General features: G+C 29.4%; 15 protein-coding genes. 4 read left to right on the top strand and 11 right to left on the bottom strand.

Translation table 11 applies throughout. The features are described from left to right. Positions 1 to 18: 18 nt before the first annotated feature. Positions 19 to 480, bottom strand: a complete 462-nt coding sequence (locus KGNDJEFE_RS04920) for a low molecular weight protein-tyrosine-phosphatase (RefSeq protein WP_040410243.1) — start codon at positions 478 to 480, stop codon at positions 19 to 21. Positions 481 to 498: 18 nt separating this feature from the next. After that, on the bottom strand, positions 499 to 735 hold the full coding sequence (locus KGNDJEFE_RS04915) for a hypothetical protein (RefSeq protein WP_006439398.1): 237 nt from the start codon (positions 733 to 735) through the stop codon (positions 499 to 501). Between the two features lie 354 nt (positions 736 to 1,089). On the opposite strand from KGNDJEFE_RS04915, the gene KGNDJEFE_RS04910 reads away from it, so the two are divergent. Continuing rightward, positions 1,090 to 1,446: a helix-turn-helix domain-containing protein gene (locus tag KGNDJEFE_RS04910; RefSeq protein ID WP_006439396.1), complete on the top strand. Its 357-nt coding sequence runs from the start codon at positions 1,090 to 1,092 to the stop codon at positions 1,444 to 1,446. A 131-nt stretch (positions 1,447 to 1,577) separates the two neighbouring features. Here KGNDJEFE_RS04910 and grdF read toward each other — a convergent pair whose 3' ends face one another. The 5 genes from grdF to KGNDJEFE_RS04885 form a co-directional block, all read right to left on the bottom strand. Continuing rightward, on the bottom strand, positions 1,578 to 2,897 hold the full coding sequence (gene grdF, locus KGNDJEFE_RS04905) for a sarcosine reductase complex component B subunit beta (protein ID WP_083780540.1): 1,320 nt from the start codon (positions 2,895 to 2,897) through the stop codon (positions 1,578 to 1,580). Between the two features lie 97 nt (positions 2,898 to 2,994). Then, positions 2,995 to 4,284, bottom strand: a complete 1,290-nt coding sequence (grdG, locus tag KGNDJEFE_RS04900; protein ID WP_006439393.1) for a sarcosine reductase complex component B subunit alpha — start codon at positions 4,282 to 4,284, stop codon at positions 2,995 to 2,997. Positions 4,285 to 4,683: 399 nt separating this feature from the next. Further along, positions 4,684 to 5,070 carry a GrdX family protein gene (locus tag KGNDJEFE_RS04895; protein WP_006439392.1) on the bottom strand — a complete coding sequence of 129 codons (387 nt, stop codon included), beginning with the start codon at positions 5,068 to 5,070 and terminating at the stop codon, positions 4,684 to 4,686. Between the two features lie 324 nt (positions 5,071 to 5,394). Continuing rightward, positions 5,395 to 6,807 (bottom strand): RNA-guided endonuclease TnpB family protein, encoded by a 1,413-nt coding sequence (locus KGNDJEFE_RS04890; RefSeq protein ID WP_148881804.1) that lies wholly within the window; start codon positions 6,805 to 6,807, stop codon positions 5,395 to 5,397. A 604-nt stretch (positions 6,808 to 7,411) separates the two neighbouring features. Then, positions 7,412 to 8,143, bottom strand: coding sequence for a TetR/AcrR family transcriptional regulator (locus KGNDJEFE_RS04885; protein ID WP_006439391.1), 732 nt, complete (start codon positions 8,141 to 8,143; stop codon positions 7,412 to 7,414). A 530-nt stretch (positions 8,144 to 8,673) separates the two neighbouring features. Here KGNDJEFE_RS04885 and KGNDJEFE_RS11715 point away from each other — a divergent pair. The 3 genes from KGNDJEFE_RS11715 to KGNDJEFE_RS04870 all read left to right on the top strand — a co-directional run bounded on the left by KGNDJEFE_RS11715 (position 8,674) and on the right by KGNDJEFE_RS04870 (position 12,007). Then, complete coding sequence (locus KGNDJEFE_RS11715) at positions 8,674 to 9,600, top strand: sensor histidine kinase (RefSeq protein ID WP_244949452.1); 927 nt, start codon at positions 8,674 to 8,676, stop codon at positions 9,598 to 9,600. A 4-nt stretch (positions 9,601 to 9,604) separates the two neighbouring features. Beyond that, the gene (locus KGNDJEFE_RS04875) at positions 9,605 to 10,444 is read left to right on the top strand and encodes a response regulator (RefSeq protein ID WP_006439389.1); all 840 of its coding nucleotides are present in this window, start codon (positions 9,605 to 9,607) and stop codon (positions 10,442 to 10,444) included. A gap of 528 nt (positions 10,445 to 10,972) precedes the next feature. Continuing rightward, complete coding sequence (locus KGNDJEFE_RS04870; RefSeq protein ID WP_006439388.1) at positions 10,973 to 12,007, top strand: PTS sugar transporter subunit IIC; 1,035 nt, start codon at positions 10,973 to 10,975, stop codon at positions 12,005 to 12,007. Positions 12,008 to 12,113: 106 nt separating this feature from the next. On the opposite strand, the gene KGNDJEFE_RS04865 is transcribed toward KGNDJEFE_RS04870, so the two are convergent. The 4 genes from KGNDJEFE_RS04865 to KGNDJEFE_RS04850 form a co-directional block, all read right to left on the bottom strand. Continuing rightward, positions 12,114 to 13,466, bottom strand: coding sequence for an MATE family efflux transporter (locus KGNDJEFE_RS04865; RefSeq protein ID WP_006439387.1), 1,353 nt, complete (start codon positions 13,464 to 13,466; stop codon positions 12,114 to 12,116). A 101-nt stretch (positions 13,467 to 13,567) separates the two neighbouring features. Further along, positions 13,568 to 14,419: a MerR family transcriptional regulator gene (locus KGNDJEFE_RS04860; RefSeq protein ID WP_006439386.1), complete on the bottom strand. Its 852-nt coding sequence runs from the start codon at positions 14,417 to 14,419 to the stop codon at positions 13,568 to 13,570. Between the two features lie 32 nt (positions 14,420 to 14,451). After that, positions 14,452 to 16,941 carry an ABC transporter permease gene (locus tag KGNDJEFE_RS04855; RefSeq protein ID WP_006439385.1) on the bottom strand — a complete coding sequence of 830 codons (2,490 nt, stop codon included), beginning with the start codon at positions 16,939 to 16,941 and terminating at the stop codon, positions 14,452 to 14,454. Then, positions 16,942 to 17,616, bottom strand: coding sequence for an ABC transporter ATP-binding protein (locus tag KGNDJEFE_RS04850; RefSeq protein WP_006439384.1), 675 nt, complete (start codon positions 17,614 to 17,616; stop codon positions 16,942 to 16,944). It abuts the gene before it with no gap. Position 17,617: the final 1 nt, after the last annotated feature.

The following is a 17,617-nucleotide window of genomic DNA, read 5'->3' as shown; positions in this document are numbered from 1 at the left end:
TTACTCCTCTTTTAACTACTACAATTCATTCTGTTTGCAGTATTCTAAGAAAGCACTACATCCTTCCATTACATCATCGTAAGTAACATCAAAGTTTCCTGTGTACCAAGGATCTGCTATATCCCTTTCACTTCCTGCAAAATGAAGTAGTTTGTATACTTTGTTGTCTACATCCTCTCCAACTACTCTTTTTAGGTTTCTTCTGTTCATATCATCCATTATTAGTATATAGTCGAAATCTTTGTAGTCTTTTTTAGTTATCTGTCTTGCGTATTTTCCAGCAGTTGATATTCCAACTTCTGCTAGTTTTTTTCTTGTTCCATGGTGTACTGGATTTCCAATTTCTTCTCTGCTTGTCGCTGAAGATTCTATGTGGAATTTATCTGCTAATCCTTCTTTTTCTACCATATCCTTTAAAACAAATTCTGCCATAGTTGAGCGACATATATTCCCATGGCAAACCATCATTACATTTATCATTTAACTTCTCCCTTCAAATTATTTCATCTTCTTTAAATCAATATAAATATCTAGCTGCGGAATAAATAAAAAGTTTCCATCCTTTATATGCGTATTACCAAACTCTTTCAGCTCTTTACCAGCTTCATCAGAAGTAACCTTATACTTCACTATATCACTATTTTCATCTATAGTAGCATGGAAAAACTTCCCTTCATACTGCTTAAACTTATAATCAAATGTATCTCTTGTCAGTTTTATTACTATCTCTTTCAAAATACTCCTCCTTATCTATCAGCTAAATATAGCTAACAATTCATTTCTATTTCCTTAACTTAGAATGTAGGCTAAACTTTATATTCATTATAATAATAACCTTTATAAAATAAAATCATCTTACATACATCCTATATTTTTATTATAACAATAAATTCTTTCATTTAATAGTTTTTAAAATTTAAAATACTTAAAATTTCACAGAATATACAGTTTTATATTTATTACTTCCTAAACCCTTGAAATTAAGCCAATGTTAACTCTAATTGACAAATTGCCAACCTTTATTGGTTGCGTAAAACTCATATATTTTGCTATTATTTTTATAAGAAAACTAACTTAGGAGTGATTTATATGAAATTCAACGAAAAACTAATCGAACTAAGAAAAGCAAAAGGACTATCACAAGAAGAACTTGGAAACGAACTAGGAGTATCTAGACAAACTATATCAAAGTGGGAACTTGGACAAAGCTATCCTGACTTTCAAAAACTTGTATTACTAAGTGACTTCTTTAATATATCTCTTGACAAACTGATAAAGGACATAGATTTAGATGACGTCAGAGAAAATAATCAAAGCGATGAAAAAGTATCTAAAATGTATGAAGACTTCCAAACTGCAAAAACTGCTCTTAATTATCTTTTAAACTTCTTTGCATTTATTGGTGTTGTAGGTATGCTAGTTATAATTGCACTTATATTAATGTAAGTATATACAACTATTAATATATTGCTGTACAACATAAATATTTAATATCAAATAAAAAATAAGGGCATAACCGAATGCTATGAAAACTCTCTCTTATAGGAGGTCGGTTAGCCCTTATGTATTAAGCTATATTAAAAATCATCTGTTTCGAATACAGTCTGTCCATCAACTGGAGTCTGAAGAACTTTAAGAGCTCTCTTAACCATATTCATTCTTATTTTCTTAGAATCAACTTCACCCTGAGTTGGATCTCCTAAAGGATATGGGATACCAACACCTGGGATTATTCTATTTGCACCTATTGTTAATGAAATAGGAACAACTGTAGCCATATGCACTACTGGGATTCCGTATTTTTCTATCCCTTTAACCATTGTTGCACCGCAACGAGTACAAGTACCTCAAGTAGAAACTAGTATAACAGCGTCTACACCATCAGCGATAAGTTTTTTACCTATATCATCACCGAATTTAGCAGCACTTCCTGTTGCTGTACCAGTACCTGTAGTTGTGAAGAATGAATCGTATAATTTTCCAAATTCACCTTCTTTTTCTAACTCTCTTAAAACATCAAGAGGAACAACTAAGTTTGGATTTTCCATAACAAACTGTCTATCATATCCACCATGTATAGTAGTGAAATCATCTTTGCTCATGGTTTCCATTCCAGCTATGCTATATTCACCGTATTTAGTTGCATTTGAAGATTCTATGTGGTCTGGGTTTCCTGTTGGAACTACACCACCAGATGTAACTATTGCTATTGTAGCATTTTTTATATCTTTAACTGGTTCAGCAGGATCTACTCTGTCAAATACTGGCATTTCGTATTCAGTTACATATTCTTCGCCTTTTATTTTTTTAAGTAGCATATCTATTGCTCTGTCAGATCCTCTCTTTTCAGCGAAGTAGTTAACTCTTATACCTCTTTCAATATATCCTTCTTCTTTAGGTCCTAAAACTTCTTCACCTTCAACTAATTTTTTTACTAATTTAGCTATTTTAGGAAGAACTTTTCTCATACCTGCTGCTGAGTTTGGAGTTTCAACTATTAATAAATCTTTTCTAAACATATCTACACCAGGGTTTTCTACGTACATTCCTGTAACTGTAGGTATATTTAACTCTTCTTCTATTGCTTTACAAGCTGTACCACATGCAACACCATATCTACCTGCGTTGAATGCTGGTCCTGCAACTACTGCATCAGCTTCACATTTTTTAACCATGTCTAAAACAATTCCAGTTGCTTCATCAAGATTTTCGCCGAAGTAGTTATCACCACATATTATAGTTCCAACTATTTCATAATCTTCTCCAAGTAACTCATTTAATTTAAGCCCTGGTCCTACTGCTCCTTCTCTAAGCTCTGGCTTATAATCTGCCATATCTTCTCCACCTACATTGGCAAAGAACTGATTTATATAATGAACTATTTTATATTTTGCCATCTTGATATATCCCCTTTCCGGTAAATTTAATATCTCAACATTTCTCGATTACCATTAAAAATAATCTTATCTAAAATAAGTTTAATTTCTTCTATTATTAATTTCCTCTTGCTGCAAGTTTGTTGAATCCATTAGCTATTGTAGATGCTATTATTATCTGAAGTTCTGCATCAAAGCTTCCGTCTTCATTCATACATCCAGACCATCCACCTATCTGATTTTCTATGTAATCAGTCATTCCTATTATTCTATCCATTGGTGGGAAGTGAAGTACTGCATTACCTTGTCCGCAAGATACCATTGCATCTGCTTCTTTACAAGTATCTGCTAATGACTGTGATTTTCCGTCTTTTCCTGGGAATTCATCAGTTATTATAGCTACTTTTATACCTTTGTTTGCTACTTTTCTGCAGTTCATCATTAAGTCTGTATCAGGGTTACCGTAACCTTCTTCAGTTATTAGTAATCCGTCAAGTCCCATCCATTCTGCCAATTTAGCAACCATATCTGAATGTCTTTCTTTATCTGCTAAGAATACATTTTCATTTGTTAATATAACACCCATGAAGTTTAATTCTTTTCCATGGCGTTTAAATAAATCTTCTATTACCGGATTGTGGAAATGATGATATGTTGTAACCTTATCACAAGGTGCAACACAGTTTCCAGATACTATAGCTCCGTCCATTATTTCTTCTGGATACATAAATGTTGGTACTATCTGTTTAGCATCAACTCCGTAATAATATGTATCGTGAAGTAATCCCTGTGACTGAAGCATGTGAACATATCCTATCTTTGGTAGATCTGGATATTCTGCAGCCTGTTCAAATATAGGTTTTGTTTCAAAAGTTTCTATACTATCTGGTTCTATATCTTTTCCTGCTTTTCCTATGTGTGCAGCTACTTTAAGTCCAGCTAATCTAGCTGCTCTTTCATATACATGAGTTTCTAAACCTTCCTGTGGTTCAACTACTACACATATATTGTTAGTTTTAGAGAATGGGCAGTAATCTGCAGCTGGTCCACTCATGTCTATTACACCTTCCTGGAAACCAACTATCTTACCTACTGTTATAACGCAAGCACCATCAAGTGCATGAGTTCTACCATTTCCAACTGTTGGATTAACTTTTCCTATAACACCTGGGAAAATTTCTCCTCCACCACTAACTTTAACTCTAGGTTCTATAACGTCTTTTACAGGAGTTATTCTTGTAGACTCTCCTGGTTTAGCTAGTTCGATTTTACAGTCTTTTATCTTATCGTCTTCTAATACAAGGTCGATAATTTCCTGCTTATTAACGAAAAGTGTGTGATTTTTTACACATATTTCTTCACCGAACTGAATATCATCGATACGTATTTTGCCTAATTCTAGTTTCATGTAGCTACCTCCTTCGATTTAGTTATCGTGATAACATAAAGTCTAAAAAAATGATTGGCTTATAAAACTTTAATTTCTTATTCCAATCTTAGACATTTCTATTTATTCTGTCTTTATTCAGGTATAGATTTTTTCTATACTTAAATATTATCACATAGGAAAAGGTTTGTCTATATTTTATCATTAAATTTTCAGAATTATTTTTACAAATAAATTTTATATCTTTAATTCTATTTATGAGAATATTTTCTCTTATTTTTTTACCTTTTTGTAAAAAAATTCATATAAAAATAGATAAAATAAAAGACATTTCACTCTAATAAACAGTAAAATGTCTTTTTAAATCAATTATTCAATTTTTTAAGCTTATTTATATATATTTCTTATATGTTTTTTCTATTATTGTATTCTTGGCATTACATTATCTATCATAGATAAATCTATTGTCTTATAATCATTAGCTATTTTTTCTTCATATTTTGGAGTTTCTTTTATTTCTCTAAATTTGTTAAAAGTTTCAATAGCCTTTTCTATCATCATAACATCGTCCATATTACTACTGTTATCAGATGGGTATACAATTATAGATCTGTATGGAGTTTGATTCGGTTTTAAGCTACCAGCCTGTGGATGAGTAAGCAGTCTATGTCTATCATAAACCATATTTCTAGCCTTAATAAGAACCTCTTCATATGAATTAACCAATTCAACTTTCATTATATCCTTATATTTATCGGCAACTCTATCATTGTTAGTAACTATAGTACATTTTTCTTTTTCAAACATTTTAATTCCTCCAATTCAATTCTATACCCGATTTCATAATATCATAAATTATTTATTAAATAAAGTCTGGTTCTAAAAATATATACAAATGTATTCATTTTAGATATTTCGCTCTTATTCTATCTCTTGATAGTTTTAAGTCTTGGTTGAGCCAGTTATCTCGATAAAATTTCTATCTCGATTATCCCACAACCGTATTTTTTATTTATTTAAAGCATTTTATCTAACCCCCGTCACCGATAAAATATACCCTCTATTTATCAACAGTTGGATAAATACAAAATATATTCGTGATTAAATAAAATATACTTTTAACCTATCTTTTTACTTTATATCAGCAATTCTACTTTCTAGTATTTCCTTAACTTTCTTATAACTTGTAAACATCTTTATTTCTTTATCATACTTTCTCTCTAAAATATTTTTACTTGCATTTATATCTGCATGAATTTCTCCACAATACTCACAAACAAATGAATCTCCATTTCTTACACCAAATCTTCCACATTTACTACAAATTTGACTTGTATATGCTGGATTTATGTATGTAAATTCAATACTATTTAATTTAAACTTGTATTCAAGTCTATCTCTTATGTAGCCTTTAATCCATCTAGATAACTTTCTTTTTACAGATTTTGGATATCTGTCATCCCAATTTACAAAATCTAAATTTTCCATTACAACTTCCTTCGGCTTTTCTGACTTTATAAATTCATTGATATTTTTGTTGATGTAAGATTTAACTGTTTCATTGTGTTTATTTTTGTTTTTTCTGTATTTTTTCTTTCCTAAATTATTTTTAAGTATATTGTCTGCTTTCTTAGTGTTACCTTCTTCAATGTATTTTCTTCTAAGTGCGAAAAATCTGTTTCGATTAGCATTTTTATTATTCAATCTTTCTGTTTCTTTACTTAGATAATAATTAAGTTTTTCTCCATACAGATTTCCATTTGATGTTGCAAGCAAGTATCTATATCCTTTATCTATTCCTATAATATTTTCGTTGTTATTTTCCTTTGATTCCACTTCTAATGGAATATTTATTCTCAATACATTATCTATGATTTTGATTTTAAGTGTTTTGTTGTATTTATTTGAATCCCTCAATTTAATCGCTACTCTTTTTCTTGTTTCCATTGAAGATATATAAATATAATTTTCATTTGTGTTATTTTTTGAATATCTATATAAACCTGTATCTATCGAAAAAGAATTTATTTTATTTGTGTATGGTACTTTTCCTTTATATCTTCTAGTGTATCTTTTTATTAAGTTGTTCAAATATTTAATATTTAAGTTTTTTCCTACAAATTTTTTAGGAATATCAAAGTTTATATTGTTTAATACGTTATAATAAAGCTTATTTGCTGATAGTATATAATTTATATAATATCTATCATCAGTAGATAAATGTTCATTATTATAAGCAGCAGTCCTAATTTCATTTTTTGTATTAGACCAACCAGACTTTATATTTCCAATTGCATCTTGTAATGCTAATTTCCAATATCTAGCTGGTAATTTCCATTGTTCATAAAACTTTGTACTTACCCATGCATCTCTGATTTTTCGAGGTTTTTCAATGATTAAAAGACTTTTTATTCCACTATATCTTGAATATACGTAATTTTTAACATTTTTATATTCTTTTCCTATTTTTAATAATTCTTCAACCTTATAATCATCAATTTTATAGGAATATTGTTTTACAGTTTTAGTTATTGTCTTTTTCATTTACCTCACCTCGATTCTATAACAAATTTATCTTTCTAATTGTATTATATACTAATCGAAGTTATATTATACAAATAATATAAAAATTTTTTTAAGTTTTTAAATAAATAAAAAATACGGTCGTTATATCTAAAATACATCCGTATATATTTTTAGAGTGTTCAATCGGAATCGCTACTTTCCAATCAGTTCTCTTATGAACTTCTTAATGTTTCCATTAAGCACAGACTATATCACCATCTAATTTTTTAGATGCTCCCCATTTCCACCACCAATAGCTTGTGATGTACGGCATTTGCCTAGTCGTTGAACCTTATCCTGTTCGGATCTTGGCTGCTGATTATCCATTATTAAAGCACTTAGGATTTAACCTTATGCTATCTAGTTAATTTTTTCTGCTTTCGCAACATTCACGCTTGAATATTTTTCAATTCTACATTGTAGTTTAACTAGCTTTAGGAACTTCCAGCAATTAAAGGAGTTTTGGGCGATTTCTCGCCTCTCTACACTCTTTATGAATGTAGGGAGCTCTTTGTAAAAAATACATTTGTCTATAAAAATACATTTGTCTATATATGTATATTTTTGACTATATTTTTAACAACTATATAATTGCTCCTGTATATTCAAATTTATCTGCATAAAAATTAGCTATGTCTTTTACTTCTCTAACAAAACATCTAACTCTATCTTCTATATCCTCTTCTTTAATACCATTGCTAAGAATATCCTTTAAATATCCCATATAAAGAGTACACTCCATATGGTTCATCTTCTTTGCATTTTCCAAACTTATCTGACCTGCATCAACGCATTGCATACACATCTCAAAGTCCCTATCGTAAAATCCAGGAGTTTCAAGCATCTTTTTTAAATGTTCTTTAAATCCACTCAGATTTTCTGGAAACATATTATAATATTCAACCACAGCTGTATCTAAATTCTTGCTATTTTCATGTAAAAATATCATATCAAATGCTTCAGGATATCTAAATGCTGCTCTTGTATAACACTCCCATACACCTAGATGCTGATCCCATACTGTTTTCCATGTTTTCTCTGCATTTTCTAAATCCTCAAGATAACAATTTAAAAATCCCATATGTGCATAGAACAGTAGCTCGTCTAAATTTTTAAAGTATCTATATAAACATGTAGAACTACATCCCATTTCCTTTGCAATTCTTCTTATCGAAATAGCCTTTGTTCCTTCATTAGTTATTATTTCATACGCCTTTTCTATATAATCTTTTCTGTTTAGGTCTTTGAAATAATTTTTATCTACATTATTCTTCATGCTTAAATCACTTCCTTTCTTACAATAATATCTTATCATATTAATTGGTTTATATGTTCATTCTTTTTTATGCCATAAACAATAATTATAGTTAAAATATATTTTAAAATTTATTTATATAGAAACTTTCAATAATACTATTTACGTGTTAAAATATATTTTGTAATAATAAAAAACGAGGGAAAAAGATGAAATATAAAACATTTAGTAGAAAAAATTTTTTTGAAACTACAATTCTCTTTGGATTAATAACAGTGCTTGCTGCACAATTTAATATAAATTTATTTTTAAATAATTTTAAAATATCTATAGGAATAATAACTTTTCCAGTATTTTTATTTTTAATTGAAGATTTTCCAATTATACCGGTTAGTATTTTTTCTGCGATAGGAGTTTTTATAACCAGATTTGGAGCAATTTGGCTACAACAAGGTTTTCAAGAACAAGCGGCTTTAAATTGCCTGCCTGAGTCTTTCTTCTACATTGCATATGGATTTCTTATTTATCTGTATTCAAAAAAAAGAAGTAAGGTTCTAGAAAACGATTCCGACATAATTTGGTTTATATTAATGGACTATTTGGCAAATTTAGTAGAACTTATTCTTAGATTTAGCATAAATACATTTGAAATAAAAATTCAGCTTTGTATAATATTTGTTGCTATATCCAGATCATTTATAATATGGGCTTTGATTACCTTCCTAAAGAAGTACCATCTTACTTTTATGAAGGAAGAACATGCAGTTAGATATAAAAAGCTTATGCTACTAATTTCTAAACTAAATGGAGAAATAATTTGGATGAAGAAAAATACTTCATTAATAGAAGAAACTATGAATTCTTCTTATAAGCTATTCAATGATATGAAAAAACGGGGCGTTGATGAAGAAATATCAAAAGAAGCTCTTAATGTTGCTAAAGATATACACGAAATAAAGAAAGAATATGTCTTAATTCTTAGGGGAATTTCTGAAGCTATGAATTTAAACTTAGAAAACAACGGTATGTATATATCAGATATAGTAAATCTTTTAGAAGGTTCTACATCTGATGAAGCTACTGAAAAAGGAAAAACTGTTATTTTTAATAATAACTTCGATGAAAACCTATACACAGATAAAGAGTATTTCTTTATGTCTATTTTTAGAAATCTATTTACCAATTCTGTTGAAGCTGCTAAAGATAAAGAAATTGTAATAGACTTCAAAATAGAGCTTAAAACTAGCACAAAAAAAGATATAGACGAGGAATATTATTCTATTTTAATTAGAGATAACGGTCCTGGAATAGATTCAGAAGATATTTTAGAAATATTTGAGCCAGGATTTTCAACAAAGATAAATTTTGAAACTGGAGAAATAAACAGAGGGTTAGGGCTTAATTTGGTTAAAGACATCGTAGAAAATCAGTTTAACGGAAGTATATGTGTTACTTCTGAGCCTGGAAATACCTCTTTTGTGATAAATATTCCAAAAAATGAATTGAAGGTGATTTAAAAGAATGAAATTTTATTTAGTTGATGATGATAAAAATATAAGAAAAATATTAAAACTAATTATAGAAGAAAGAAACATAGGTGAGGTTGTCGGTTCGTATGGCAATCCTGAAGACGCTATAGAAGATTTGAGCGTTAGTAGTGTGGATATAGTTATTGTTGATTTATTGATGCCTAATATGGATGGTATAGCTTTTATAAAGAAAGCTGCTGAAATTGATCCATCTCTTGCTTTTGTTATGATATCTCAGGTTTCTTCAAAAGATATGATTTCTGAAGCATACGAAAACGGTATAGAATTCTATATACAAAAACCTATAAACAGTATAGAAGTTGAATCTGTTCTTAAAAAGGTAAAAGATTCCTTAAATCTAAAAAGAACTGTAGCAACTGTACAGAATCTATTTAACAATAGCCTTGGAAGTAAAGATACTACTGCTCCTTCTGAAAAAACATGGCTTCCAAAACTAAAAACTGTTCTTCAAAAGCTTGGTATAATAGGCGAAATAGGAAGCAAGGATATTATAACTTTAATAGAATACATCATAGAAAAGAATCGGAATATAGAAAATGTTACTTTAAATGAGCTTTGTTCTAAATTTACAGATAACCCTAAATCTATGGAACAAAGAATAAGACGTGCGGCAAATACTGGTATGATAAATTTAGCTAATCTTGGAATTGAAGACTATTCAAATGATATATTCCTTGAATTTGCGACAAACCTTTACAACTTCGAGCAAGTTAGAAAGGAAATGGACTATATAAGAGGAAAAAGTACTAAGCATGGAAATGTAAAAATTAGAAACTTCTTAAACTCTCTTGTACTTTATGTTCAGAATTAAGTTATCTAAAAAAATATATGTATTAATAGGCATGATTTATTTTTAGCAAAAATCGTGCCTTTTTTCATTCCAATTTTTTCAGCTATTGTTAATAACTATATGTTTTTATAAATTTTTCAAGTTATTTTTCAAAATCAGCCTCTTTTTATTTGTAATTTTATTCATTTATACAATTTATAAATTTCATTTCATCTAATTAATTGTTAAAAATATGAACAAGTTTTATATTGTTTTTTTCTTATTTTTTTCGCCCAATTTAACTTTGTTAATTTTGAAAATGTTTACCATAGAATTTTATTTCGATTTTTTTCGTTTAAAAATTATTTTTTAAAGGACTATATAATTTTTTTGAGTCGCAAAATAATTTTTTTGTATTAATTTTGAAAAAATTTCAATTTTTTCGTTAAATTTTTTTCATCTTTTCTGTAACTTTTTGAAACTTTTTAAAACTCATATATTATATTGATTTTAACGATAAGAAAACCCTTTCTTATAAATACAATCTATAATATTATGAGGTGAAAGCTTATGATGACAATTTTATCTGGACTTGGTCTATTATTACTTGTACTTGCTGGGTTCTCATTCTTTAGCTTCAAGATGCCAAAAGGATCTGTAGCTATGGGTGGTATGGCAGATGCAGCAGTTGCTACTTTCCTAGTAGAAGCAATACACAAATACATCTCTGGTGATTTATTTGGTATAAGCTTCCTAGCAGAAGTTGGTAGTATTTCAGGAGGAATGGGTGGAGTTGCTTCAGCAATCGCAGTTCCTATAGCAATGGGTGCTAACCCAGTACTTTCAATCGTTGCCGGTGTTGCTTGTGGCGGATGTGGTATACTTCCTGGATTTATAGCTGGTTATATAGTTGGATTTATAATACCAATAATAGAAAAGAAATTACCAGAAGGATTAAACTTAATATTCGGTACTTTACTAATAGCTCCTCTAGCTAGATTTATAGCAATAGGTGCTACTCCATTAGTAGATGCTACTCTAGTACAGATAGGTGGAACAATATCTGCAGCAGCAGAACAGTCACCACTTGTAATGGGATTCCTTTTAGGTGGAATAATGAAGATGATATGTACATCTCCTCTAAGTTCAATGGCTTTAACTGCTATGCTTGGACTTAAAGGTTTAGCAATGGGTATCGCAGCAATAGCTTGCTTCGGTGGATCATTCACTAACGGATTTATATTCCACGGTTTAAAATTAGGAGATAAGAGTAACGTAATCGCAGTTATGCTTGAACCTCTTACTCAGGCACCACTTGTTACTTCAAACCCAATACCAATATTCTGCTCTAACTTCTTCGGTGGAGGTTTCGCAGGAATGGGTGCAGCAGCTTTAGGTATAATAAATAATGCTCCTGGTACAGCTTCTCCAATACCTGGATTATTAGCTCCATTCGCATTCAATGATCCTATGAAAGTTGTAATGGCTCTTGTTATAGCAGCAATCGGTGGTTCTATAGCAGGATTTGTAGGTGCTAAAGTATTCAAAAATCATAAAGTTACAACAAAAGCTGATCTTGAAAGAAGAGCAGGAGTTATAGCTTAATTAATAATCGCAAGTTTTTTTAACTTAAATTTACTTTATACACAACTCACAAAAAAGGGACTGATGCGTATTTGCTCAGTCCCTTTTCATATAATCTTTTATAAATTTATTGCACTGTTGCTACTTTAAGTTCTTTTTTGTGTTCCATGTTTGGACTTTTTAATACTAAACTTATACTTGATAGTATTACCTGTATTGCTGGGTATGCCATCCATACACCAGATAATCCGAATAATTCTGTGAATATCCAAAGCATAGCAGGTGCTATAACTATTGGCTCTATGTATATTAATAAATTACTGAATTTCGTATGATTAGTTGCATAGAAGTATGCGCTTGTTACTCTTGTAACTCCAAAGAATGCATAAGCAAATGCTGTTGTTTTTAATGCTAAAGCTGTTTCATTCATAAGTTCTGGTGATATGTTGAAGTATTTAGCTAACTGTACGCTGAATACCATTGTCATAACCATTAAAAATACTGAGAATATTGAGCATAAGAAGAATGCTTTATTGTACACATAGTGTAATTCTCTTTCTTTGTTTGCTCCAAAGTAGTAGCTGAATAATGGCTGAACACCATCACCTATTCCCTGTATTAAAAGCTGTGCACATGCAAGTACGTAGCTTATTACTGAGTATATTGCAACTGCTCCATCTCCACCGTATTCAATACATTTCCAGTTTGTAAGTATTATTATTATTGAAGGAACTATTGTCTGTCCAAATGGAGATACTGCTATTTTCATTATTCTTTTTATTTTAGTTATATTTGGTAGTATATAATCCATTTTAAAGTTTTTATGGTTTAATTTTACAACGTATATAACATTCATTGTAGCAACTACACCCTGTGCAGTTATTGTCGCTAAAGCTGCACCAAACATTCCTAAATTCATTTTGTATATAAATACATAGTCAAGTACGATATTAGTAACAAGACCTGCTACCATATTCTGAGTAGCTATGATTGGTTTTCCCTGATTTCTAACTATTGGATTTAATCCATTTCCTAAAACAGGAAGCATTCCACCTATTAATATAGTAGTTATATAATCGTCTGCTCCCTTATATATTGCGCCTTCTGCTCCTAAGAAGTTAAGTATAATTCCTTTTGTACCTAAGAAGAAAACAGGAAGTATTGCTCCAAATATTAGAAGAAGTATTATTGTCTGCATGGCACTGTGCTCCATATCTCTTTCTTTTCCTTCTCCTCTGTATATAGAAACAAGAACAGATCCACCTATACCAACACCTGTAGCTGTTGCATTAAGTACAACCTGTATTGGATAAACTAGGTTTATCGCAGCAAGCCCCACGTTTCCTATACTGTTTCCTACAAATAGTCCATCGACTATTGAGTAAAATCCACTGAATAACATCGCTATCATTGATGGTATTACGTAATGCATAAACTGTCTATTAATTCTTTTTTTATCTATTGTTAAGTCTTTATTCATAATTTAAACACCTTCCTTTCACCAAAGAAGAGTTTAAACTATGGTCTAAGACCAAGGTCAACACTTTTTCAAAAAAATTTTTTACTTTTTTAAAAAATAGTTTATCTCTGTTTAATTTTTATGTAGATTTCCTTGTATTCATGCTGCTTATCTGCATAAGCTGTTGTATTTATCTCATGAGTTAGTATATAATTTTCTAACTCTATTTGATTTTCATCAGCATAATTTTTTATTTTTTCTATATATTTCTTATTTAGCTTACTTCCCTCAGATGGCACAACCATACTCAAAGCATCAAATCCGTTTATTATTTTGTCGTTCTTTTTATTTTCCTCGTAAATACTTTCCTTACTTAGATTGCTTTCTTTTCTATTTATATCATTTTCAAAAAGATCTTCTACTATCTGCCTTTCAATAGTGTAGTATGTAGCCTTTTCAGTCAAATCAGAATTATACTCCTTTATTACCGCACCTAGTACAAATTCTTCATTACTTATACTCGGAATATTTTTAAGAACTAATTTCTGTGCACTACTCTCTTCCTCTGTTTCTTCAAATAGAATATACGAAGTTTCAAAATGTTTCTTTTTAATACTCATATTTCCAGAGATTGCAGGTCCCATTGTAGAACATAGATAATCTAGTTTCTTTAAAAGCTGCTGTTCATATCTTATCCTGTTTCTACAATCTATTCTCTTTTTTTCAAATAACTCAAGTGCCTTTTTTTCGTCGTTTTCGTTCATTATTGAGTACATATCAGATACAGAGATATCTAAATTTCTGTAAAAAATTATATCTAGTATCTCTAAAATATTGTACATATCGTACATTCTATACTTGTTGTTTGGGTTTATTTTTGGATGAATCATATCCTTTTTTTCATAAAATCTCAGTGTATCTACTGTTATGTTGAGAAGTTTTGAAACTTCAGATATGCTGTATGTCTTTTTCAAATTTTATCTTCCTTTCAAAATTAATCTTTATTTTATACATTATTAATTATATCAGTAGGAGAGAGCTTTTTCATCTTATTGCATACATATTTCGTTCCTATCTTTACGCTCAAAATAGCTGTTATTATTATAAATAAGTATAATATCCACGGTGTAGATATATTTAGCTTAATTGTAGAAACTTCTATCAAAACTTTAGACATTAAAAATACGAAGATACTACCTATCACTACTCCCAATATAGCTGGAATAGCCACTCTATCTTCTATTTTCTTTGAAATAACCTCTTCTAATTGTTTATCACTTATTCCTATTGCCATAAGCACTCCAAAATCAGCACTTTGAGACATAATTTCGTATATAGATCCATTGATTGAGTTGAATATAGTTAGAATAATTGCAAATCCAGCTACAACACTAAATATTATATTTATAGCACTTATATATGCTTCATTTTTATCTAACTCTTCTCCACAATCAACAAATTCCACATTCCCGCTCTTTGACTCCAACATTCTTTCAATTTCAATCTTAACGCTTTTTTTCTTATCATCGCTGCATTTTATATTTATCGAGTTTATATTTTTTGCAAGTCCTTTATCAAAAGCTGATTGGTAAATAAACGCAAAATCTGGAGTTATTTGAGATATATTTACAACTTCAAATGTTTTTTTCTTTTGAATTCCATTTTCTAAAACCTCTAGTTTAATCTTATCTCCTACATCTATTCCCATTTCTTTTGCATACATACTATGTACACAAATTGCATTTCCTCGTTTAAATTTTTCCACATCAAAGTTATCGTATCTTGCAGATTTTATTAGATTATCTAATTCCTCATCATCTATTCCATATAATCCATATACATATGCAGAACTATTATTTTCATAGTATTTTACAGGAGTAGTGTAATTTTTTTCGATAGCGGTTACTCCAGATATTTTAGAAATATTTTCTTCCATATCATCTGTAATAGCTACATTAGAGAAAATTTTTTCTAGAGAAAGATTACTTTTATTTTCGCTGTACATATCTATATTTCTAACTATGTAATCTACGTCATTTTTATATAAAGATTCACTTCCAGAATCTATACTTTTTACAATAGATGCAGTAAATGCAAGAATTACAAAGATTATTATTATAGATGCTTTACCAGTATTATTATATTTATATTTTTTATCATACTTGTTTTTATACTTACTTTTATTTTTATATTTTCTACTTATCTTTGCTTTACAAGTACCTTTTCCTTTATCTCTTTTAACTTCACTATAAACCGCATACGGATTGTTTATTGAAGATGGAATATCCATATTTAACATAGTTTTCACTGTTTTTCTTGAAGATAAAATATACGATAAAAATACAAGCAATTCTATAATCACAAATATAAAGAATATATCTAAAAATCGTATATTTTCACTAGTTGCTTGCATTAAAGAAAATAATCCACTTGTATTAGATAGATTGATTTTACTTAAACACATTATCTTTAAAACTAATATAAATAATAAATTTATTCCTACTCCAATAGATACAGAAATGATAGATAAAATAAACGCTTGAATATTTACTATATTTTTTATCTGTGCTGATGATGCACCTATCGCCTCTAAAATTGCCATATCTTTAATATTTCTATGAAGTCTAGCTCTATTTATATTCTTTAAAATTATATACGATACAAGTAATATAGCTAATGATAAGGCCACAGTAACGCAAAAGTTATCTAAAAATATAAATTTAATATAATCTATTCTAGACACTAGTTTTATCCCAGATTGATCAAATCCCACATCAGAAGCTAATTTTTTTAAGCTATTCTGTATTTTTATTACGTTGCATCTACCTACATCTTTAAATTTTATAATTTCCGATTTTTTATATCCTACATTATACGCATAACTTTTAGAAACATAGATATTTTTCTCCCAGTTTTCATTATCATATTTTTCGTTTATAGCTCCTGTAACAACTAATATCTTATCTTTTTTATTTCCATTTTTATCTATTACAGGAATTTTTATAGAATATGGATAAGCGTTTTTATCTTCTTTTGAATTCTCTTTTGATTTAGAAATGTTTTCTTCTGATACAGAATAATTCCTTATTAAATTCTCTGACTTCTTTTCAATAGCTATCTCATTCTCTTCAATAGGATATTTTCCAGCAGCAAGCTCTAACCCAAGCATATTTGATGAGTTTTTATCATAATTTTTTAAATATCCTAACTCAGAAAAAATATCCGTAGTTTCTTCAGTATCTAACACTTCTCCTGTTTTGCCTACAGATATATGATTTTTTACATTTTCAATCTGATTTTCATCTAACTTTGAAATCTCCGCATCATAATCTCCAAAGTATATTTTTTCGTATTTTAAGTTGTATCTAAGAGAACTCACAGATATTATCAAAATTAACGAAACAATAAAAGATATTGTTGCAGTTATTATAAATGGAAGTATATATGATTTTTTGTTATTTTTAATATTTTTTATGATAAATTGAGATTTCTTCAACTAAATCACCCCATTCATAATTTTACCGTCCCTTATATGTATCACTCTATCTGCAAGCTGGGCTATACTCTCATCATGTGTAACGACAATCAAAGTCTGAGAATACTTCTCAGAAATAACTTTAAGCATATTCATAACATCCTTTGACATCCTAGAATCTAAGTTTCCAGTTGGTTCATCAGCTAAAATAATTGTAGGTTTTATAGCGATTGCCCTTGCTATTGCAGTTCTTTGCTTTTCTCCTCCAGATAATTGATGAGGCATCATATTTTTCTTCTCATAAATGCCTAGAGATTTCATTATATCATCTACAAATTTCATATCAGGATTCTGAGAATCTAACACAAATGGAAGAAGTATATTATCTAATACTGATAGTGTAGAAACAAGATTATATGATTGAAATACTATCCCAATCTCTCTTCTTCTAAATATAGCCATCTCATCTCTATCCATCTTAGAAATATCTTTTCCGTTTATTTCTACAGTTCCACTATCTGGCTTTTCAAGTCCAGCTAAAATATTTAAAAGAGTTGTCTTTCCAGAGCCAGATTTACCTACAATGGCTATAAACTCGCTCTCTTCTATTTCTAAATTTATTTCATCTACAGCCTTTATCTCAATATCTTCTGTTTTATAATATTTTTTTAAATTTCTAGCTCTGAATAACTTCATT

The sequence above is a fragment of the Peptacetobacter hiranonis genome (assembly GCF_008151785.1).
In the GTDB taxonomy this organism is placed as follows: domain Bacteria; phylum Bacillota; class Clostridia; order Peptostreptococcales; family Peptostreptococcaceae; genus Peptacetobacter; species Peptacetobacter hiranonis.
This window is presented reverse-complemented; position numbering and strand designations above follow the sequence as displayed.